Genomic DNA, 20,235 nt, shown 5'->3' on the forward strand with positions numbered 1-20,235 from the left:
GGAGCATGGCGGCGTTTTGCGTCGATCAGGCGGCGTTGACGTCGAGGATCAGCCTGTCGAAGGTGGCGCGCGCCTCCTGCGCGGTCCGCGTCGCTTTCGACTTGCGTTCGGTCGCCTGATTGTAGCTCGCTTCGAGCTCTTCGAGGCGCTTCATCTCGGCGGTATCGGCGGGGGGACCGTCGGCCTGGAAGGTGCCGAAGGGGCCGTAGCGGCGGCGGAGATTGTGCTTATAGGTGATGAGGGCGTCGAGCGCCTCCCGCTCGCGCGAGGCGGCCGCGCTCGCCTCCGCGCGCCGCTGCTCGAACCGGGCGAGGGCCGCACCCTCGGGCGACCACGGGTCGATCCGCGGCATGTCCTCGATGTTGATGATCGGGTCCGTATAGTCGGACTGCTGGCGCAGATCGAGCCGGGTGACGCGCACCGTCGCGATGCACAGCATGACGGTGATGACGATCAGCGGCACGCCGCCGACGATCGCCGCCGTCTGCAAGGTGTCGAGCCCGCCGACCACGAGGAGCACCGCCGGCAGAAAGGTGAGGGCGAGCGCCCAGAAGAGACGGTTCCACGCCATCGGCTCCTCCGACACGTCATTCTGCACGACGGAGGCGAGGATATAGGAGATGGAATCGAAGCTCGTCGCGGTGAACAGGATCGCGAGGATGGTGAAGGTCAGGACGACGAGCCACGTCAGCGGCAGCGTGTCGAGGATGGCGAAGATCGCCGCGAACGAGTCTTCGCCGTCAAGGATCGTGACGACGTCGAGGCCGCCGGAGATCTGGAGCCAAAGGCCGTAATTGCCGAGCACGATGAAGAACAGGAAACACCCGATCGAGCCGAAGACGATCGACCCGGCGACCATCTCGCCGATCGTGCGCCCACGCGAGATGCGGGCGATGAAGAGCCCCATGCTCGGCGCGAACACCAGCCACCAGGCCCAGTAGAAGATCGTCCAGTCCTGCGGGAAGTGGCTGTCGCCATAGCCGCCCCAGCCGCCGAAGGATTCGGTGTAGGTCGACATGATGAAGAAGTCGGCGAGCATCCGGCCGAAGGAAGAGAGGCCGGTCTCGAGCAAAAACACCGTCGGTCCGACGACGAGAACGAAGACGAGGAGGGCGACCGCCATCCACAGGTTGATGTTGCTGAGGAGCTTCAGCCCGCGTCCGAGCCCCGCGTAAGACGAGAGGGCGAAGATCACCGTGCAGACGAGCAGCGCGCCGATCTGCGAGACGATCGACATGGGGATGCCGAACAGGATGTTCGCCCCTTGCGAGATCAACGGCGCGGCGAGGCCGAGCGTCGTCGCCGCCCCGCCGAGCAGGCCGAAAATGAACAGGATGTCGACGATCTTGCCGGGCCAGCCCTCCGCCGCGCGTTGGCCGATGACGGGCATCACGGCGATCGAGATCTTCAGCGCCGCCCGCCGGCGCACATAATAGAAGTAGGCGATGGGAAGGGCGGGGATCAGGTAGATCGACCAGGCGATCGGGCCCCAGTGGAACATGCCATAGGCGGCGGCCCATTCACTCGCCGCGCGGCTTCCCGGCTCGATGCCGAAGGGCGGCGCCGTATAATAATAGGCCCACTCGATCATGCCCCAATAGAGGATGCTCGCGCCGATGCCGCCGCAAAACAGCATCGCGGCCCAGGAGCCGAGGGGAAACTCGGGCGGCTCGTTCGGGTCGCCGAGCTTGATCTTCCCGACTTTGCTGAGAACCACGTAGACCATGAAGAAGAACGCGGCGAGGCCGAGGATGAGGTACGCCGAGCCGATCTTGTCGACCATGAAGGACCGCGCGACGCCGACCCAGAGGGCGCCCTCGGTCGGCCAGAAGGCGAGCGGGAGTGTGGCGACGAGGAGGAGTCCGATCGCGCCGAAAAAGGTCGGGCGGTCGATGAGGCGAAAGGAGTCGCGCCACGTTTGAGGGCGGGGTGCGGTGTCCGTCACGTCAGCAGCCTTGCTGTTCTGGTCTTGCAGAGAGGGCGAATGTCGATGGAAATGAGAGAATGATCTCAGAAATTCTGATGGTGTTCTGCGGGGCCGGCGGCAGGATGTATGTCTCGTGTTCGAGGCATCCCATTTGGGATGATAATCAATCAGACTCTTGAGAGAAATATATCAAACAATATAGAAACTGATTGAGAGTATGCGTAAAGGATTGCATTAAAAATATCAATGGCGTGAATTTTGCTATAAAAAGTCAGCAAGCCATCACGTGCCGAGGATATTTAATGATGGCGGGTTGGCCGCCGCTGCGCGCAACGCGTCACGGGCGGGGCGATACGCTGGCAATCTGGTCGGGTTGAAGCGGCCGCGCGGGGGACCCGCTCGCGGCGCCGGCCTATGCGGACGTCTTGCCGAACAGGCGGGCAAGGCCCGCACCGATATGGGCATCGATCGCTTCGCGCGCCGATGCCGGGTCGCGCGCTTGAATGGCGCGCAGCACGCGGGCGTGCTCCTCGTAGACCCGCGCGCTTTCGTTGAGCGGCACGATCCGCAGTGACCGGCTGAAGCCGTGCCCCATTCTGAGCGAGGGCTTCAGCCCCTTGATGGTCTCGATGAAGAAGGGATTGCGCGAGGCGCGCGCCACGGCGAGGTGGAATTTGTAATCGAGCTCGAAGTCGCCCTTGCCCGGGAGGGCGGAGCGGAACTCTTCGAGCGCGGCCTCGATATCGTCGACCAGCTCGGGTGGGGCGCGTTCGGCCGCTTCGCCGGCGCCCGCCACCTCGACCGCGCGGCGGAAGCGGAAGCAGGCGTGAAGGTCGTCGAGGGAGCGGATCGAGATGGCGCCGAACGTCGCCGCCTCGTCGTCGGCGGGCGAGGGCGGGCGAACGTAGCTGCCGGAGCCCTTGCGCGAGACGATCCGCCCCTCGTTGCGCAAGCGTTCCAGCGCTTGGCGCACCACGCGGCGGGACATGCCGAGCGCGCCCGCGAGGCGCTCCTCCGAAGGAAGCCGTCCGCCGTTCGCCCATGCCGGTTCATTCAGCATCTCGCAGAGCTGGGCATAGGCGATGTCGGAGAAATTCTTCGGGGACCGCCTCTCTTCCATCGTGCCGTGTCTCCTGTCGCCGGGACGTCGGTCCGTCCCGGTCGCGTTCGCGTCTCGCGGCCTCGCCGTGCGGGGCATCGGGCGCCGATGACAGGCCCGACGTCCCCGCGCAGGCGGGTGTCGCCGATCTAGATCGCGCTCTTCCCGGTCACGCGCTTGATGATGTCGGGCCGGTCGAGCGCCTCCTCGTTGAGAGAAGCGCCGAGGCCGGGGCCGGTCAACGGCTCGACATAGCCGTTCGACACCTTCGGCAATTCCGTCATCACTGTGCCGTAGAAGCCGTCGAGATGCGAGCGGACGGTTTCGGCCATCAGCGCGTTCGGCATATGGGCGAGGAGCTGCAGGTTGGCGAGGAGCGTCACCGGCCCCGTGCAATCGTGCGGGGCGATGGTGCGGTCGTGCGCGAGGGCGAGGTGGGCGACGCGCTGGCCCTCGGTGAGGCCGCCGGTCCACGCCATGTCGAAATTCGCGACGTCGACCGCGCCACGGCCGAAGCACTCCCGGTACCAGGGAAGGGTGCCGAGATTCTCGCTGCCGGCGAGGCGCGTGTTGGTGCTCTGCTTGAAGGTGGCGAGGTCGTCGAACGCGTCGAGCGCGATGGGATCCTCGTGCCAGTAGATGCCGTATTCCTCGGCGGCGCGCGCGATTTCGATCGCCGGGGCGAGCTGCCACAGGCCGTGATATTCGATCAGGATATCCATCTCGTCGCCGACCTCGTTGCGGATCTCCTCGAAGACGGAGAGACCCTCCTTGAGCTCCGAGGTGCGGATCGAGTGTCCGTGATTGCGCAGGGCGTAGACGTCGAACGGCCAAATCTTCATCGCGGTGATGCCTTCGTCGAGCAGTTCCCGCGCGAGGCGAGCCGGCTCGTAGACCTGCATCAGAAGATCTTCGTTGCGTGAAATGTTCTTCGGCGCGGGATCGCTGCGCGAATAGATCTGCGTGTTGTAACCGGCGCGGACGCGGTTGTTGTATCCGCTGTTGGCGCAGGTGTTGTAGAGCCGGATCTTGTCGCGCATCCGCCCGCCCATGAGCGTCGCGATCGAGTGGCCGAGCGCCTTGCCCCAAAGATCCCACAACGCGATGTCGATCGCCGAATTGCCGCGAATCTCGATCGAGCGGGTGGCGAACCCGGTGAAGTGATTGCCGACATCGTGCCGCAGCGCGTGGGAGAGGGCGGTGCGATCCATCGGATCTTTGCCGAGAAGAAAAGGGGCGCACGTCTCGTGGATATAGGCGACGACGGGCTCGGGATTGCGGAAGGTTTCGCCGAGACCGACGACGCCCTCGTCCGTGTGAATCCGGACCCAGACGAGGTTGCTGAACTCCTCGATCTGGATCGTTTCGACGCCGATAATCTTCACGGGCTTTCTCCTCCACATCTTGCGTCTTTTCGGGCCGACCGGCCGATATAGATGGTTTGACCGTACAGAATAGCTGTGTCAATATGATTTCAACCGATGCGCTAAGTCACTGTTTTTACTGAGTTTAGCGAATCATACAAGAACAGAAAGATACAGATTTTGAACTCATCGACCGAGCTGGCGCGTCGCGCTCTCGGCGGAGGAAAGTCTGAGGAGACTGGGAAATGCTTGACGAGGCCACCGGCCTTCATGTCGTCGCGCAAACGCCGTTCCAGCCGGACGGCGCGATCGACCACGACAGCATCGATTCGCTTTCGGCGTTCTACTATTCACACGGCGCACGCGGGCTCACCGTCCTCGGCGTGAGCGGGGAAGCCGGAAAGCTGACGCAGGACGAGACCGTCGCCGTCGCGGCGCGTTTCGTCCGCGCCGCGGACGGCCATCGCATCATCGCCGGCGTCTCCAATCCGAGCCTTGCCGTCCTCGTCGAGACGACGCGCCAGGTGATGGCCGAAGGCGTCGACGCGGTGATGATCTGCCCGCCCGGCGCGGTCCGCACGGACGAGGAGCTGTTTCGCTATTTCGAATCCGTGTTCGAGCGCATCGGCGACGTGCCGACGGTGCTGCAGGATTTTCCCTTCCACTCCGGCGTGCGGATGTCGGTCCCGGCGATCGTCCGGCTGATCGAGATGTTCCCGCAGATCTCGGTGATCAAAGAGGAGGATCTCCCCTCCGTCACCAAGATCTCGGCGTTGCGGGAGGCGCTGGATGGCGGCCGGCAGGTGCGCATCCTGACCGGCAATAACGGCCTCTATCTTCCGCAGGAGATGGAGCGCGGCGCCGACGGGCCGATGGCGGGCTTTTCCTATCCGGAGGTCCTGTCGGGCGTCTACGACCTGATGACCGCCGGCAAACGGGCCGAGGCGCACGATCTCTTCAATCGCCATCTGCCGCTTTTGCGTTATGAGGCGCAGGGCCAGTGGGGCATCGCCATCCGCAAGGAGATGATGCGCCGGCGTGGGGCGCTCCAATGCGCCGCGCTTCGCGCCCCCGGCCCGTCGCTCAACGCGCGCGATCTCGCCGAGATCGACTATCTGGTCAGCCGCATGGATCTGCCGGCGGCCTAGGCTCTCCGGCGTTCTCCCCGGAGACGGCTCCCACCATCGGGACGGAATGTGCGCTTTCGGGGACGGCCGGTCCGGGCCGCTCCGAGGCGCTCTCTTGGGGCGGACGCCACCGCGTCACGCCGACCCGGCGGATGCCGCGATCGTCCCATCACATAGAAATCGGCAAATCTGGGAGGATTATAATGCCGTTCGTTTCAAAGTTTCACGCGCTCGCCGTCGCCGCGGGGGCTCTTTCCATCGCCGCGCCGATCGGAGCCTTCGCCCAGACCGACTATCCGACGAAGCCGATCGAGATCATCGCGCCGGCCGCGCCGGGCGGTGATACCGACTTCAACGCCCGCACGATGTCGCATTATCTCCAGGAGGAGCTGGGCGTCTCGCTGCCGGTGATCAACGTGCCGGGCGCGGGCGGGTCGCTCGGCGGGCGCCGCGTTCTGTCGGCCGAGCCCGACGGCTACACGACCCTCTTCTATCACGGTGCGGTGCAAGTCGGTTCCGCGTCCGGGATGACCGAATTCACCTGGAAGGATTTCGAGCTCGGCGCGATCGCCGGGCAGGAGACCGGGACGGTCCTCGTCGTCCAGGCCGATGCCCCGTGGCAGACCCTCGACGAGCTGATGGAAGACGCGAAGGCCAATCCCGGCTCGATCGACCTCACGGCCAATATCGGCGCGACGACCTACCTCATCGCAAAGCAGCTCGAAGCGGCGGGGGCCCAGTTCAATCTCGTCGATGTCGGCGGCGCCTCCGGCCGTCTGACGGCCGTCCTCGGCGGCAATGTCGACGTGTCGCAAAACCCTTACGCCCAGGTGCGCGACTATCTCGAGACCGGCGAATTGCGCGCGCTCGCGACCCTCACCGACGAGCCGATCGAGCCGCTGGCCGACGTGCCGACCGCCCGCTCGCAAGGCTACGAGGTCGGGTTCCAGTACAACTATTTCTTCCTCTTCCCGAAGGACACGCCGCAGGAGGTGGTCGAGAAATTCGGCGCCGCGGTCGAGGCCGTCGTCCAGAATCCGGATTATGTCGACGCGATCCAGAAGCAGTACGCGCAGGACGCGATGGCGCTGACCGGTGAGGCCGCCGCGGCCCGCCTCGAGGAGCTCGACGCGATCATCGGGCAAGTCGATCTGAAGTGAAGCAAGAGGCCCGGGTCGTCGCATGGCGGCCCGGGCCCCGCATGCATGGACAGTCAGATATGACGGACCGGAAGGAAAACCTCCTCGGAGGCGCGCTCTTTCTCATCTTCGGCCTCGCGGCATACGTCTATGCCCGCTCCATTCCGCGACGCGCCCCGGTCGGGATCGACAGCGGCTTCTTGCCGGAGATCGTCGCCCTAGCCATCGCCGTGCTCGGCGCGGTCCTTCTCGTGCGCTCGCTGCCGCGGCGGGGACGGACGGACGGCGATGCCGATCGGGCGCCGGACGCGGGCGAGGCGGAGCGGATCGTGTGGCTGACGCTGGGGCTCACCGTCGCCGCGATCGCGGGCTATATCGTGCTCCTTCCGATCGCCGGCTTCGTGATCGCGACGGCGCTCTACCTCTTCGTCCAGCTCGTGATCTTCGCGAGCCGCTCGCCGCGCGCACTGCTTTATGCGGCGCTCTTCTCCATCGTCACCTCGGTCGCGGCGTGGGGACTGTTTCGCCACGGCTTCGGCCTCATCCTGCCGCACGGCCTCTGGGGTTGATCGAATGTATTGGTTAGACGCCCTCAGCGCGGTTCTGACGATCGAGCCGCTTCTCGCGATCGCGATCGGCGTGCCGATCGGCATGATCTTCGGCGCGATCCCCGGCCTCAGCGCGACGATGGCGGTGGCGCTCTGCCTGCCACTCACCTTCACGATGGCCCCGGTCACAGCCCTCGTGCTTCTCCTCGCCCTTTATATCGGCGGCGTATCGGGCGGCCTCGTCTCGGCGATCATGATCGGCATTCCCGGAACGCCGTCCTCGATCGCGACGACGTTCGACGGCCGGCCGATGGCACTCAAGGGGGAGGGCGGTCGCGCGCTGGGGCTTGCGATCTTCTACTCCTTCGTCGGCGGCCTGTTCGGGATCGCCGTCCTCATCCTCCTCGCGCCGCCGCTCGCGCGCTTCGCGTTGAAATTCGGCACCTTCGAGTATTTCTCGGTGTCGGTTTTCGCCCTCACCCTCGTCGCGGGGCTCGCCGGCAAGAGCCTTCTGAAGGGCGTCCTCGCCGCGCTGCTCGGTATTCTGATCGCCGCGACGGGCTTTGCGCCGACTGACGGCATCCCGCGCTTCACCTTCGGCAATCCGCAATTCGATGCCGGCTACGCCCTCCTGCCGGTGCTTCTCGGCATGTTCGCGGTCAACGAGATCCTCGATTATGCGGCGCGGCCGCCGGAGAGCCGCGTCTCGCCGCCGGCCGAGTTCACGCGCCCCCGTTTCCCCGGCGTGCGGATGGTGGAGTTCATCGCGAGCCTTCCGAACGTGGTGCGTTCGGCGGCGATCGGGATCGGCGTCGGCTTGCTGCCCGGCATCGGGTCGAGCGCGTCGAACCTTCTCGCCTATGCCGCGGCGCGCAGCTCCTCGAAGGAGCCGGAATCGTTCGGGACCGGCAATCCGGCCGGCATCGTCTCCTCCGAGACGGCCAACAACGCCAATGTCGGCTCGGCCATGGTGCCTCTGATGGCGCTCGGCATTCCGGGCGACTCGGTGACGGCGATGCTGCTCGGCGGGTTGATGATCCACGGGCTGCAGCCGGGGCCGTTGCTGTTCACGAATAACGGGCTCATCGTCCACGCGCTGTTCGTCGCCCTGTTGATCGCCAACCTCGCGATGCTCCTCGTGGCGTTTTTCGGCATCCGCTTCTTCGTGCGGATTCTGGCGGTGCCGAAGCCCTATTTGCTCGCCCTCGTGATGGTGACGTGCGTGATCGGCGCCTACGCCACGGGCAACCGGATGTTCGACGTCTACACGCTGCTCGCCTTCGGCGGTCTCGGCCTGTTGCTGACACGGCTCGGCTTTCCGCTGCCGCCGTTCATCCTGGGCTTCATTCTGGGCCCGCTGATCGAGGTCAATCTGCGGTCGGCACTGATGTCCTCACGCGGCTCCTTCGTCCCGTTTCTGGAACGCCCCTTCTCGGCGATGTTCCTCGGCCTCGCCGCGGCCTATATCGTGCTGGTGATGGTGCGAAAGGTGCGCCTGATGCGCCGGGCCGCTTAGGCCGGGCACCCGGGCGCGGGCCGCTGTCGCGCGCGTTGCGCGACGGGGGCTCCACCGAAACGGGAAACCGGGGCAAGGTCGTGGCCTGGCCGGCCTTCCGGTCGAGCAGGTCCGCCGGGCGGATCGCTGCGGGATGAAGCGAGCCGGCATTTCATGGCTTTGCGTCGCAAGGGGAATTCCCCGCAGGCCGGAGCGGCGCGTTGATCGGACCTTGGTTCAGTTTCGATTGAGGCCCATCTCGCGGCTTTGGAGCTTTCGCTTCCAAAGCTGCTCAATGGCGATGATCTCTTCAACCGTTGCAGCCGATCCGGCAACTTCCAGGATGCTGATCTGATAATCGCTCGGCTCGCTGCTCTTCAGTCCCAGGTTTCCACCATGGCCGTCTTGCGCATAATTGGCCCATCGGCCGAAAAAGCCGCCTTCTCCTGTCGCCGACCCAACATGCTGCTCCCGTGTCTTCGCTGAGGTGAGCAAGTAGACCCCCCGCGCGACCCGCAAGGCGCTGGCCCAAGTCAGGGGCAAACCCTGGATCTCGGACACATTGGTCACGAAATGGGTATATCCGGGAAAAGCGTCCTCACGGAATACCTTGGTCAGCTCGACGATCGCCTTGACCTGCATATCCGCCCGCTGAACCCAGGAACGCGCGCCTTTCCCCCACTCGATGGACAGCCGGCCGACGTAGCTCTCGAGCGCCGTCATCGGTCGCGTCTGGTAAAGGTCGAGCCCATCTTGCGTGAGCTCCGCGCCGGGTCGGCCGTAAAGCGGATCAATCCAATCCGGATCGGCCGGGCCGATGCGCTCTGCCGAATAGAGCCCCGCGAAGAGCGTGCCTCCGGCTGGCGGGACGACGAAGCTCGCCCAGATCGGCGACGCCAATCTGGCGCGAACGCCGACGGTCTGAACGCTTTGGTACTCTTCGAACGCTCCACGCTGATCGCGCCATAAAAGATAGGGTGTACGTCCCATCGGCGTTTTCGTCTGGTGCCGCAGCAACCGCACATGCTCAGGTTCGATTCCAGCTTTGCAGAGCAGGTCAGTAAAACCGAAGATCATGGTCTCTATCCGGTCGAAGATCGTCAATCACGCTTTTGAGAAAGTGTATTGCCCGCGGTCGCGGTTCGGATGCGCTTCGATAGCCACGAGGTACCCATAAACACGCTCAAGCACACGGCGATCTCGTGGGCCGTCGAGAATGGGATGCGGATCGAAGATGCGGCCGACTATTTCGACACGTCGGCCCCGACGCTCCGAAAGGTCTATTACCACCTCAGCCCGCATGACCAGGACCGAGCGCTCGAGGCGCTCGAGAAGCAGGCGATCTCCATCCCGCGGACGAAAAAGAGTCGGAATTTGGGACGAGGCACAGAATCGGATTCCGATCCGCTTCCTAGGTGGTCGCTAAATGCTTGATTTAATTGGCGCACCCGACAGGATTCGAACCTGTGACCTCTGCCTTCGGAGGGCAGCGCTCTATCCAGCTGAGCTACGGGTGCAATCGGCCTAAGGGTGAGTAACCGATCGGAGCGCGGGCGGCAAGGTGGTTGCGCGCCTCGCCCACCGATCCATCGGGCGGCGGGGTCAGAGGCCGGCGATCGCGCGGGCGAAATCGCGCGCCTCGAAGGGGGCGAGATCGTCGATCCCTTCACCGACGCCGATATAATGGATCGGCAACGCGTGCTTGTTGCCGATCGCGACGAGGATGCCGCCGCGCGCCGTGCCGTCGAGCTTCGTCATCACGAGGCCGGTGACGCCGACGCTCTGGCGGAAAATGTCGACCTGGCTCATCGCGTTCTGGCCCGTGGTGGCGTCGAGCGTCAGGATCACCGCATGCGGCGCGTCCGGGATGCGGCGCTTGATCACGCGGACGATCTTTTCGAGCTCGGCCATCAGCTCGGCCTTGTTCTGGAGCCGGCCGGCGGTGTCGATCAGGAGGAGGTCGCTGCCCTCCGCGGCGTCGAGCGCCTCGTAGACGAGACCGGCCGCATCGGCCTTCGGCAGGCCTGAAATGACCTTGGCGCCCGCCCGTTCGCCCCAGATCTTGAGCTGCTCCACCGCCGCCGCGCGGAAGGTGTCGCCCGCGGCGAGGACGACCTTCTTGCCGCTCGCGGCCTCCTTGGCGGCGATCTTGCCGATCGTCGTCGTCTTGCCGGTGCCGTTCACGCCGACCACGAGGACGACATAGGGCGTGGCACCGCCGGGCTTGAGCGGCGTCGCAAGCGGGGTGAGGACGCGCTCGACCTCCTCGGCGAGAACCTCCTGGAGCTCGTGCGCCTCGATCCCTTTGGAAAAGCGGCTTTCGGCCAGGCGGTCGGTGATCGCCATCGCGGTGTCGACGCCGAGATCGGCCTCGATGAGGATGTCTTCGAGATCCTGCAGCGAGCTCGCGTCGAGCTTCTTTTTCGTGAAGAGCGCCGAGACGCTGTCGCCGAGGCGGTTGGAGGAGCGGGTCAGCCCGTCCCGCAGCCGGGTGAACCAGCCGCCGCTTCTGGCCTGTTCCTCGCCGGTGGCGGGCGGGGTGGGCGCGGGGTCGGCCGGCGTCGGCGTCGGTTGCGGCGCTGGTGACGGCTCGGGGGCGACCTCGGGCGCGCTGGGGGCCTCGGGCGCGGCATCCGCCTCCGTCGCGGTGTCCGGGGGAGTCTCGGTCTCGCTCGCCCGTTTGCGGCCGAAACCCCAGAACGATCGCCGTCCTTCGCTCATGCCGCGAGCCTTTCGACCGAGAGTGTGCCGTTCTCGCGGCCCGTCACGCGTCCCGGTACGAGATCGCCGGGATGCGCTTCGGGACCGATCAGGCGTGCGGGGAGATAATGCGGCGTGCGGCCGCGATTGCCGTCCTCCACGAGGAGCTCGACCGTGGTGCCGTCGGTCGAGGAGAGGGCGCGCTCCAGCCGGTCGGCGGCGGCCTCGCGCAGCGCCGCGGCGCGCGCCTTCACCGTCTGCCGGGGAAGCTGCGGCATCCGTGCGGCCGGCGTTCCGACGCGGGGCGAGAAGGGGAAGACGTGCACGTGCGTCAGCCCGCAATCGGCGATGATCGCAAGCGTATTTTCAAACATTTCGTCCGTTTCGGTGGGGAAGCCGGCGATGAGGTCGGCGCCGAACACCACGTCGGGCCGTCGGGCGCGGACCTCGGCGCAGAAGCGCACCGCGTCCTCGCGCAGATGCCGGCGCTTCATCCGCTTCAGGATCATGTCGTCACCCGCCTGGAGCGACAGATGGAGATGCGGCATCAGCCGCGCCTCACTCGCAAAGACGTCGAGAAGGGTCGTGTCCGCCTCGATCGAATCGATCGAGGACAGGCGCAAACGCGGCAGATCGGGCACGAATGTCAGGATCCGGGCGACGAGATCGCCGAGACGGGGGGCGCCGGGAAGGTCGCCGCCATAGCTCGTGAGATCGACGCCGGTCAGCACCACCTCGCGATGGCCGGAGGCGACGAGGCGCGTCACCTGGTCGACGACGACGCCCATCGGGACCGAGCGCGACGGGCCGCGGCCATAGGGAATGATGCAGAAGGTGCAGCGATGGTCGCACCCGTTCTGCACTTCGACGAAGGCGCGGGTGCGGGTCGAGAACGCGTCGACCATGTGCGCGGCGGTCTCGCGCAGCTCCATCACGTCGCCGACGACGACCTTGTCGTGCCGGGGAAGGCCGGCCCAGAAGGCGGGCTGGAGCTTTTCCGCGTTGCCGATGACGTGGTCGATCTCGTCCATCGCGGCGAAACCGTCGGGATCGGTCTGCGCGGCGCAGCCGGTCGCGATGATGCGGGCGCCGGGTCGTTCGCGGCGGATCTTGCGGATCGTCTGGCGCGCCTGGCGCACGGCCTCGGCCGTGACCGCGCAGGTGTTGACGATCACCGTGTCGGTGACGCCGGCATCGGACGCGAGCGCGCGCACGTTCTCGCTCTCCAGCGTGTTGAGCCGGCAGCCGAACGTGACGATATCGAGATCGGGCGGTGCGCTTGTCTGAGTCACGGGCGTGATATGCGACGGCTGAGCCAAGCTTGCAACTCGCGAGACGCACGGCTGGGATGAACAGAATAAAACTTGCGGACCGCGCAAACGGGGGTCACCATTACGCCATGAGTATCGCGGCCCTCGCCATACGCACCGCCAAGCCGAGCGACTGTCACGGCCTCGCCCGTGTGCATGACGCGTCGTGGCGCTTCGCCTATCAGGGGGTTCTGCCCGGCCGCGAGCTCGAGCGGATGATCGCCCGTCGCGGGCCGGATTGGTGGGAGCGGGCCGTGCGCCGGCGCGTGCCGATCCTCGTCCTCGAGTCGGGGGACGATATTCGCGGCTACATCACCTTCGGGCTGAGCCGCATCAGCACGCTGCCGTTCCAGACCGAGATCTACGAACTCTATATCCAGCCCGAATATGCCGGCCTCGGCTTCGGCAAGCGCCTGTTCCGCTCCGCCCAGCAGCGCCTCGTGCGGCGCGGCCACGATTCGCTCGTCGTCTGGTGCCTTTCGGAAAATGGTCCGGGTTGCGCCTTCTATGAGCGCATGGGAGGGCGTATCGTCGCCACCTCGCACGAGATGTTCGGCGACGTCGCGGTCGGCAAGGTCGCGTTCGGCTTCGACCGTCTCGGCCCCACAACACCCCGGTTGCCACCATCATGATCCGACTGGACGGCGTCGCGCTCGGAGCCGCTCCGCCCGATGACGTGAACATCCTCGTCACCGCCTCGATCGGGAGCGAGCCGCTCGCGGTGCGCGTCGACGACGTGTCGGGCGCGCTCACCGTCTCGCAGCTCTTCCACACCGCGATGCGCTATCCGGGGAATATCGGTTTGATCCCGCACACGCTGTCGGAGAGCGCCGATCCGCTTCAGGCGATGGTGGTGACGGGGCATGTGATCGCCCCCGGCACGGTGATCGCGCTCCGGCCCATCGGCGTCCTCTATGTGACGGGCGAGGGCGGCGAGGAGATCACCGTCCTCGGCGTTCCGGCGGCGCGCCTCACCTCCCGCTATGACAGCGTGGCGAACTACACCGATCTGCCGGCGGGCCATCTGCGTCAGATCGCACACTTCTTCTGCCATTATCGCGACGTCGAGGAGCACAGCCGGCCGCGAAAAAGCGGCTGGGGCGATGTGAGCGAGGCGCGCCGCACCATCCAGGAGGCGGCCGAGCGCGCCCGCAGCCCGGTGCGGATCACCGATTGAGGGGCCGAAAAGCCGTCAACGTCTCAACGGCTTAGGCGCTTTTATCCAATCTCGGACGTCGATACCGATCTCATGATGAGCTAACCTCGCCGCCCATGCTGCGAGGAGGACAAACCATGTCGATCAAATTGGCCGGGCGCTCGCTCGGCGTCGCGCTCGTGTTGGCGGCGGGCCCGCTCTCGATCGGCGCCGCGATCGCCGCCGAGCCGAGCTTTGATTGTGCGAAGGCACAATCGTCCGCCGAGGAGGCCGTGTGCCAGGATCAGGCGCTGGCGCAGCTCGATGTCACGCTCTCCAACATCTATCAGCTCGCGCTGAACGAGGCGTCCGCGTCCGGGGATGAGGAGAAGACGGAGACGCTGAAGGCCATGCAGCGCGGTTGGGTCAAAGGCCGGGACGATTGCTGGAAGGCGGACGACCTCAAGTCCTGCATCACCAACGAATATGCGATGCGCATCCACGCGTTGCGCGCCGAACTGACCGACATTCCCGCGAACGAGCCGGCGGCCGACAATGTCCTCGGCCCGTTCGGTTATCATTGCATGGGGCTGCCCGAGGCGTTGAAGGCGGTGTTCATCAACACCGACCAGCCGATGGTGTCGCTGAACTGGGGCGAGAATTGGCTCGTTCTGCCGCAGGCGATCTCGGCCGACGGCGCGCGCTATGCGATCGAGAGCGGCCCCGACGCGGCGACGTTCTGGTCGAAGGGCAACAGCGCCTCGTTCGACATGCCGGGCGGCAAGTCGCTCGAATGCGATGGTGAACAGGAAAGCTGAGCGCGGCGCGGTCGGCGGCGCTCAATCGTCCGCGTCGTCGATCGCGTACATATCGTCGTCCGAGAGGCCGAAATGGTGGCCGATCTCGTGGATGAGGACGTGGCGGATGACGGCCTGAAGGTCGTCCGCCCCGTCGCCGTCCTCGACGAAATGAATGATCGGGCGGCGGAACAGCCAGATCCGGTTGGGCATTGCGCCCGTCGTCAGGATGTCGCCGCCCTCGGCAAGGCCGATCCCCTCGAAGAGGCCGAGGAGATCATCGGGATATTCGACGTCGACGGACGCCATCATCTCGGCGCTCGGATCGTCGGCGACGGCGAGCTGGATCGTGCCGGTCAGCGCGCGAAACTCCGCCGGAAGGCTGTCGAGTTCAGCCTTCGCGAGTGCGGCGAAGGTGTCGAGGTCGATCACGCAGGGCGGCGCTTCACCGCGGCGGCCGCGAGGAGGACGATCCCCGCCATCACGCTCGCGACGACATTCCATCCGGCGAAGCTGATGCCGAGAAAGCGCCCGGCGGCTTCGGTACAGCTCACGATCCGCGTCTCCTCCAAAACGGCCAGCATGTTCGAGGCGTCGCGCACGTCGGCCCCGCCGCCGCACGTTTCCGGCCCCGGCCAGAACCCCCATTCGGCCCCGGCATGATAGATGCCGAGCCAGGCCGAAAAGAAGATGGCGATCGCCGCGAGGATGAGAAGGACGCGCGACAAGGTGTCGGACCGCGCCATCGTCAGCATCGCGATCAGCGCGAGGGGAATGGCGACATAATAGGGAATGCGCTGTTCGAGGCAGAGCTCGCACGGGACATAGCCGCCGATGAGTTGGAAGCCCCATGCCCCGCCGATGGCGGCGAGCATGATGAGCGTGCCGATGAGGGCGAGCTGAAGACGCGCAAGAGTCATAGAACCTTCACCAACAAGAAGCCGCCGATCAGCAGCGCCGATCCGACGGTGAACACGAGCCACAACCGCTCTTCGATAAAGGTGCGGATCGGCGTGCCGTAGCGATAGAGAAGCCCCGCGACCAGGAAGAAGCGCAAGCCCCGTGCGAAGATGCTGGCGATGATGAACACCGGCAGCGAGAGGCCGGCGGCGCCCGAGGCGATGGTGATCACCTTATAGGGAAAGGGCGTGACGCCGGCGAAGAACACGATCCACGCGCCATAGAGATGGAAGCGGTCCGTGAAGGACGCGAACTTTTCGCCATAGCCGTAGAATTCGATCAACGGACGCGCGAGCTGCTCGAACAGGAGATAGCCGATCGCATAGCCGAAGAGGCCGCCGATCACCGAGGCGATGGTGCACAGCGTCGCATAGAACAGCCAGCGGTGCCGTTCGGCGATCACCATCGGGATCAATAGGAGATCGGGCGGCAGCGGGAAGAACGAGCTTTCGGCGAACGAGACGCCAAAGAGGGCGGACTTGGCGTGGCGGCCGGCCGCGAGGGCCAAGGTCTTGTCGTAAAGCTTGCGCAGCATGTCTCAATCGCCGTGGGAGGGGGGCGGAGCGGGCATCATTCGGCGAAATCCGGGGCGCCCGCACGATGAAATGATGGTGCGACCGGCCGGCAACGCCGCGTCTTCGTTACACGCTCCGCCGAAAGTCTCCCACCACCTCATGCGCACGGCCGCTCACAACCCGCCATCGGGCGAGAAGTCGAGGTCGGGGCCGAGCGGAACGATGCCGGACGGATTGATGGAGCGGTGGCTCTCATAATAGTGGTGCTTGATGTGGAAGAGGTTCGTCGTGTCGCCGAAACCGGGCTCGTTATAGAGCATGCGCAGATAACGCCACAGGTTCGGATAGTCGACGATCCGTCGCACGTTGCACTTGAAATGCCCGTGATAGACGGCGTCGAAGCGCACGAGCGTCGTGAAGAGGCGGATATCGGCCTCGCTGATCGCGTCGCCGACGAGGACACGGCGGGTCGAAAGGCGATCCTCCAACCAGTCTAGGCTCTCGAAGAGCGCCGCCGCCGACCGCTCATAAGCGGATTGTTTGGTGGCGAAGCCGGCCTTGTAGACCCCGTTATTGACGGTGTCGTAGACGCGCTGATTGACCGCATCGATCTCGTTGGTCAGGTCGCCGGGGCGGTGGGTGCCGGGCGTTGCGCCGAGGCCGTCGAAGGCGGTGTCGAACATGCGGATGATCTCGGACGATTCGTTCGAGACGATGGTGTCCCGCGCCTTGTCCCATAGGACCGGGACGGTGACGCGGCCCGAATAGTCCGCATCCGCCTTCTGATAGACCTCGCGCAGGAAGGCGGCGCCGTTCACCGTGTCGGGCACCACGTCGCGGCCTTCCGCGAAGGTCCACCCGTCATCGCCCATGAACCAATGGACGACCGAAAGCCCGATCATGCCGGCAAGGCCCTTGCGCTCGCGCATGATCAGCGCGCGGTGGGCCCAGGGGCAGGCGAGCGAGACATAGAGATGATACCGCCCCGGCTCGGCCGGAAAGCCGCCTTCACCCGTCGGACCCGGCCCGCCATCGGCCGTGATGAAGCTGCGAAAGGCGGACGCCTTGCGCTCGAACTCGCCGCTCTTGTTGGCAAATTCCGGTGAGCCGGTGTGCCAGCGTCCGTCGAGGAGGTAGCCCATGCTTCGTCCAATCGTGTCGATCTATGCCAGCTTCCACAGATGGAGCGGCTCGTCGCAACCCGCCACCTCGCAGGCGCCGAGGGAGGTCGGCGTGCCGTGATAGCCCTGTGTCTCGGCCCGCCTCAACGTCTCTTCGGTGGTGAGCGCGGCGGTCTTGGCGATCTTGTTGTGCTTTTCGAGCTTCGCCGCGATATTCGCCGCCGAGCCGATGACGGTGAACTCGAGCCGCTCCTGATTGCCGAGCGTCGCGGCAACGACACGGCCCGCGACGGCGGCCCCCTGGATCGGCACCGGCGGCAGGCCCTTTGCGGCGATGTCGTCCGACCAGGCGGGGGCCTGTTCCATGATCGCTTGGAGCGCCTTGAGAGCGTCCGCCGCAGCGCTTTCGGACGGCGAGACCGCGCCGAAGGTCGCCATCACGCCGTCGCCGAGAAATTTGTCGATGATGCCGCCTTCGCGCTCGATCAGCGGGATGACGAGGGCGTGATAGGCGGTCAGCGTCGTCACCACCTCGCGCGGCGCGCGGACCGCGGCGAAATGCGAAAAGTTGCGCAGATCGAGCATCAGGATCGCCGCGTCGCGCCCCTCCGCCTCGCCGGCGCTCGCCTCGGTTTCGCGTGAGGTGATGGATTCGGCGACGCCCGCGCCGAAATAACGCCGCATGTCGCGCGTCGCGGCGCCCTCGCGCGCCGCGGTCAGAAGCGTGGCGCGCGCCCGGTGAAGCGCGAGGGCGAGAACGCCCGTCAGCATCAGGATTGTGAAGATCTTGTCGAACTCGGCGCCGATCAGCACGAGATTGTCGGTCAGGTAGGCGACGAACGAGCGGGTGATCGCCGCGCCGCCGCTCGACCACACCGCATAGAGCACCATGAGGAGCCAGCCGACCGCCGCGATCAGCCCCTGGCTGATGACGAAACGCGGATCGAAACGCAGCGCCCGCACCGCGATGAACAGAAAGACGTACGCGAACGTCGGCACCTTGAGATAGAAGGCGGCCGGCTGCCCATAGGCGATGTGGAAGCTCCAGATCAGCCCATAGAGCAGCGTGACGTCGGCGAGCATCGAGCAGACGAGGAGCCAACCGGGCAGAAAGCCCCGATAGGCGGCGATGATGCGGATGGCCGTGAAGGCGAGATAGACGGACAGCGCGATCGGCACCGGCTCGAACATCGTGCTGGCGTCGGTCGGGCGGGGGGCGATGAGATAGAGCGTCGCGAACGTGCCGGCGATGACGAGCTGGACCCAGCCGATCAGCCGTTCGGACCGCTCCTCCTCGGCGACGACGAGGTTCCACACCCTTGCGGGCATCCGCGCGGTCATCGCATCGGACAGTCCGAGATGCCGAAACAAGCTCTTCGGCAAGAGTGTCATCACCCGCCCTCCCGCAACCCGTCGGTCAAAGCATGCCTTTGCCGGGAAAACGAGTGAAATCGTGGCCGATGGCGCACCTTTGATTGCGCGGGTGGTCGCCTGCCGGAGGGTGTCCGGCAGGCGATGGCGTGTTGGATCTTAGCGAACGAGGACGTTGCGGAACTGCCAGGGATCGCTTTCGTCCATGTCCTCCGGGAAGAGGCCGGGGCGACCGTGCAGCGGGGTCCAGTCGGTATAATAGCCGTTCACCGGGCCGAGATAGGGAAGCTGGACCTCGAGGCAGCGCTCATGGTCCATCTCGTCGGCTTCGACGATGCCGGCCTCGGGGTTCTCGAGCGCCCACACCATCCCGGCGAGAACGGCGGATGTCACCTGAAGGCCGGTCGCGTTCTGATAGGGCGCGATCCGCCGCGTCTCTTCGATCGAGAGCTGCGAGCCGTACCAGTAGGCATTCTTCGCATGGCCGTAGAGGAGGACGCCGAGCTCGTCGATCCCGTCCACGATCTCCGTCTCGTCGAGAACGTGGAAGACCTCCTGCGGCTTGCCCGCCTGGCCGAACATTTCGTGCAGCGAAAGAACCGCATCGTTGGCCGGGTGGTAGGCGTAGTGGCAGGTCGGACGATATTCGGGATCGAGGCCTTCGCCGATGGTGTAATAATCGGCGATCGACACACTCTCATTGTGCGTGACGAGGAAGCCGTATTGCTCGCCCGGCGTCGGGCACCAGGTGCGCACGCGGGTGTTCGCGCCCGGCTGGAGCAGATAGCGCGAGGCGCGGCAGCCGGACCCTTCGGGCTGGATCTCCATATTGTCGGGCATCCACGTCTCGTGCGTGCCCCAACCGAGTTCGGCCGGTTGCAGCCCTTCCGAGACGAAGCCTTCGACCGACCACGTGTTCCAGAACGCGTCCATCGGCTTGGGGGCCTTGGTGCGCTGGGTGTCGCGTTCGGCGATGTGGACGCCTTTGACGCCGAGCGCGCGCATGAGCGTCGCCCACTCCTCGCGGCTCGTCGGCGTCGGGGCCGCATGGCCGAGATCCTTGGAAAGATTGACGAGCGCCTGCTTCACGAACCAGGACACCATGCCGGGGTTCGCCCCGCAGCAGGAGACGGCCGTGGTGCCGCCCGGATTGGCGCGCTTTTCGGACCGCACGGTCTCGCGCAGATGGTAGTTGGTGCGCGTCGCGTTGGTGGCGTTCTTGTCGAAATAGAAGCCGGGCCAGGGCTCGACGACGGTGTCGATATAAAGGACGCCGAGCTCGCGGCAGAGCTTCATGAGGTCGAGCGAGGACGTGTCGACCGAAAGGTTGACGCAAAAGCCCTGTCCGTCCCCCTTCGTCAGGAGCGGCGTCAGCACGTCGCGATAGTTCTCGCGCGTGATCGCAAGCTTCTCGAATTTGATGCCGCGATCGTCGAGCAGCGGACGGTCCTCGTCCGACGGATCGATCACGACCATGCGGGTCTTGTCGTAGGTGAAGTGGCGTTCGATCAGCGGTAGCGTTCCGCGGCCGATGGATCCGAAGCCAATCATCACGATCGGCCCCGTGATGGTGCCGTGTCGCGGCCAGTCGTTCATGAAGGTCTCCCTCTGGGCAATGAGAGGGGAC

Annotated in this window: 19 protein-coding genes and 1 tRNA gene; 7 read left to right on the plus strand and 13 right to left on the minus strand. The window is 65.6% G+C overall.

All coding sequences use genetic code 11. The features are described from left to right. Window positions 1-25 precede the first annotated feature (25 nt). The 3 genes from L1787_RS22500 to L1787_RS22510 form a co-directional block, all read right to left on the minus strand. Window positions 26-1,945, minus strand: coding sequence for a BCCT family transporter (locus L1787_RS22500; RefSeq protein ID WP_235711352.1), 1,920 nt, complete (start codon window positions 1,943-1,945; stop codon window positions 26-28). A 394-nt stretch (window positions 1,946-2,339) separates the two neighbouring features. Then, the gene (locus L1787_RS22505) at window positions 2,340-3,047 is read right to left on the minus strand and encodes a FadR/GntR family transcriptional regulator (protein WP_235711353.1); all 708 of its coding nucleotides are present in this window, start codon (window positions 3,045-3,047) and stop codon (window positions 2,340-2,342) included. A 128-nt stretch (window positions 3,048-3,175) separates the two neighbouring features. Next, window positions 3,176-4,429, minus strand: a complete 1,254-nt coding sequence (locus L1787_RS22510; protein WP_255720725.1) for a mandelate racemase/muconate lactonizing enzyme family protein — start codon at window positions 4,427-4,429, stop codon at window positions 3,176-3,178. A 206-nt stretch (window positions 4,430-4,635) separates the two neighbouring features. On the opposite strand from L1787_RS22510, the gene L1787_RS22515 reads away from it, so the two are divergent. The 4 genes from L1787_RS22515 to L1787_RS22530 all read left to right on the plus strand — a co-directional run bounded on the left by L1787_RS22515 (window position 4,636) and on the right by L1787_RS22530 (window position 8,720). Further along, window positions 4,636-5,538, plus strand: a complete 903-nt coding sequence (locus L1787_RS22515; RefSeq protein ID WP_235711355.1) for a dihydrodipicolinate synthase family protein — start codon at window positions 4,636-4,638, stop codon at window positions 5,536-5,538. A gap of 182 nt (window positions 5,539-5,720) precedes the next feature. Next, complete coding sequence (locus tag L1787_RS22520) at window positions 5,721-6,677, plus strand: tripartite tricarboxylate transporter substrate binding protein (RefSeq protein WP_235711356.1); 957 nt, start codon at window positions 5,721-5,723, stop codon at window positions 6,675-6,677. Window positions 6,678-6,736: 59 nt separating this feature from the next. Next, window positions 6,737-7,225, plus strand: a complete 489-nt coding sequence (locus tag L1787_RS22525) for a tripartite tricarboxylate transporter TctB family protein (protein WP_235711357.1) — start codon at window positions 6,737-6,739, stop codon at window positions 7,223-7,225. A gap of 4 nt (window positions 7,226-7,229) precedes the next feature. Then, on the plus strand, window positions 7,230-8,720 hold the full coding sequence (locus L1787_RS22530) for a tripartite tricarboxylate transporter permease (protein ID WP_235711358.1): 1,491 nt from the start codon (window positions 7,230-7,232) through the stop codon (window positions 8,718-8,720). A 216-nt stretch (window positions 8,721-8,936) separates the two neighbouring features. On the opposite strand, the gene L1787_RS22535 is transcribed toward L1787_RS22530, so the two are convergent. The 4 genes from L1787_RS22535 to mtaB form a co-directional block, all read right to left on the minus strand. Continuing rightward, window positions 8,937-9,803, minus strand: a complete 867-nt coding sequence (locus L1787_RS22535) for a GIY-YIG nuclease family protein (RefSeq protein WP_235711359.1) — start codon at window positions 9,801-9,803, stop codon at window positions 8,937-8,939. A 336-nt stretch (window positions 9,804-10,139) separates the two neighbouring features. Next, window positions 10,140-10,216 (minus strand) — tRNA-Arg (locus tag L1787_RS22540). Between the two features lie 85 nt (window positions 10,217-10,301). Then, a complete protein-coding gene (gene ftsY / locus L1787_RS22545; RefSeq protein ID WP_235711360.1) occupies window positions 10,302-11,420 on the minus strand; it encodes a signal recognition particle-docking protein FtsY in 1,119 nt (372 codons plus the stop codon). Beyond that, window positions 11,417-12,691 (minus strand): tRNA (N(6)-L-threonylcarbamoyladenosine(37)-C(2))-methylthiotransferase MtaB, encoded by a 1,275-nt coding sequence (gene mtaB, locus L1787_RS22550; protein WP_235711361.1) that lies wholly within the window; start codon window positions 12,689-12,691, stop codon window positions 11,417-11,419. The genes ftsY and mtaB overlap by 4 nt, the downstream gene beginning before the upstream one ends. A 107-nt stretch (window positions 12,692-12,798) precedes the next feature. On the opposite strand from mtaB, the gene L1787_RS22555 reads away from it, so the two are divergent. The 3 genes from L1787_RS22555 to L1787_RS22565 all read left to right on the plus strand — a co-directional run bounded on the left by L1787_RS22555 (window position 12,799) and on the right by L1787_RS22565 (window position 14,662). After that, on the plus strand, window positions 12,799-13,341 hold the full coding sequence (locus L1787_RS22555) for a GNAT family N-acetyltransferase (protein WP_235711362.1): 543 nt from the start codon (window positions 12,799-12,801) through the stop codon (window positions 13,339-13,341). Next, entirely contained in the window at window positions 13,338-13,886 is a 549-nt protein-coding gene (locus L1787_RS22560) for an inorganic diphosphatase (protein WP_235711363.1), read from the plus strand. The genes L1787_RS22555 and L1787_RS22560 overlap by 4 nt, the downstream gene beginning before the upstream one ends. A gap of 116 nt (window positions 13,887-14,002) precedes the next feature. Then, a complete protein-coding gene (locus L1787_RS22565; RefSeq protein WP_235711364.1) occupies window positions 14,003-14,662 on the plus strand; it encodes an MliC family protein in 660 nt (219 codons plus the stop codon). Window positions 14,663-14,683: 21 nt separating this feature from the next. Here the strand turns inward: L1787_RS22565 and L1787_RS22570 are convergent, their stop codons facing one another. From L1787_RS22570 to L1787_RS22595, 6 genes are all read right to left on the minus strand, one after another. Continuing rightward, the gene (locus L1787_RS22570) at window positions 14,684-15,073 is read right to left on the minus strand and encodes a metallopeptidase family protein (RefSeq protein WP_235711365.1); all 390 of its coding nucleotides are present in this window, start codon (window positions 15,071-15,073) and stop codon (window positions 14,684-14,686) included. Next, entirely contained in the window at window positions 15,070-15,561 is a 492-nt protein-coding gene (locus L1787_RS22575; RefSeq protein WP_235711366.1) for a disulfide bond formation protein B, read from the minus strand. Before L1787_RS22575 ends, L1787_RS22570 begins: the two co-directional genes overlap by 4 nt. After that, window positions 15,558-16,136 (minus strand): YqaA family protein, encoded by a 579-nt coding sequence (locus L1787_RS22580; RefSeq protein ID WP_235711367.1) that lies wholly within the window; start codon window positions 16,134-16,136, stop codon window positions 15,558-15,560. Before L1787_RS22580 ends, L1787_RS22575 begins: the two co-directional genes overlap by 4 nt. A gap of 153 nt (window positions 16,137-16,289) precedes the next feature. Further along, window positions 16,290-17,258, minus strand: a complete 969-nt coding sequence (locus tag L1787_RS22585; RefSeq protein ID WP_235711368.1) for a glutathione S-transferase family protein — start codon at window positions 17,256-17,258, stop codon at window positions 16,290-16,292. A 21-nt stretch (window positions 17,259-17,279) separates the two neighbouring features. Beyond that, window positions 17,280-18,629 carry an adenylate/guanylate cyclase domain-containing protein gene (locus L1787_RS22590; RefSeq protein WP_235711369.1) on the minus strand — a complete coding sequence of 450 codons (1,350 nt, stop codon included), beginning with the start codon at window positions 18,627-18,629 and terminating at the stop codon, window positions 17,280-17,282. 138 nt (window positions 18,630-18,767) lie between these two features. Beyond that, entirely contained in the window at window positions 18,768-20,204 is a 1,437-nt protein-coding gene (locus L1787_RS22595; protein WP_235711370.1) for a homospermidine synthase, read from the minus strand. Window positions 20,205-20,235 lie beyond the last annotated feature (31 nt).

This window comes from Acuticoccus kalidii (genome assembly GCF_021556395.1).
GTDB classification, from domain to species: Bacteria; Pseudomonadota; Alphaproteobacteria; order Rhizobiales; family Amorphaceae; genus Acuticoccus; species Acuticoccus kalidii.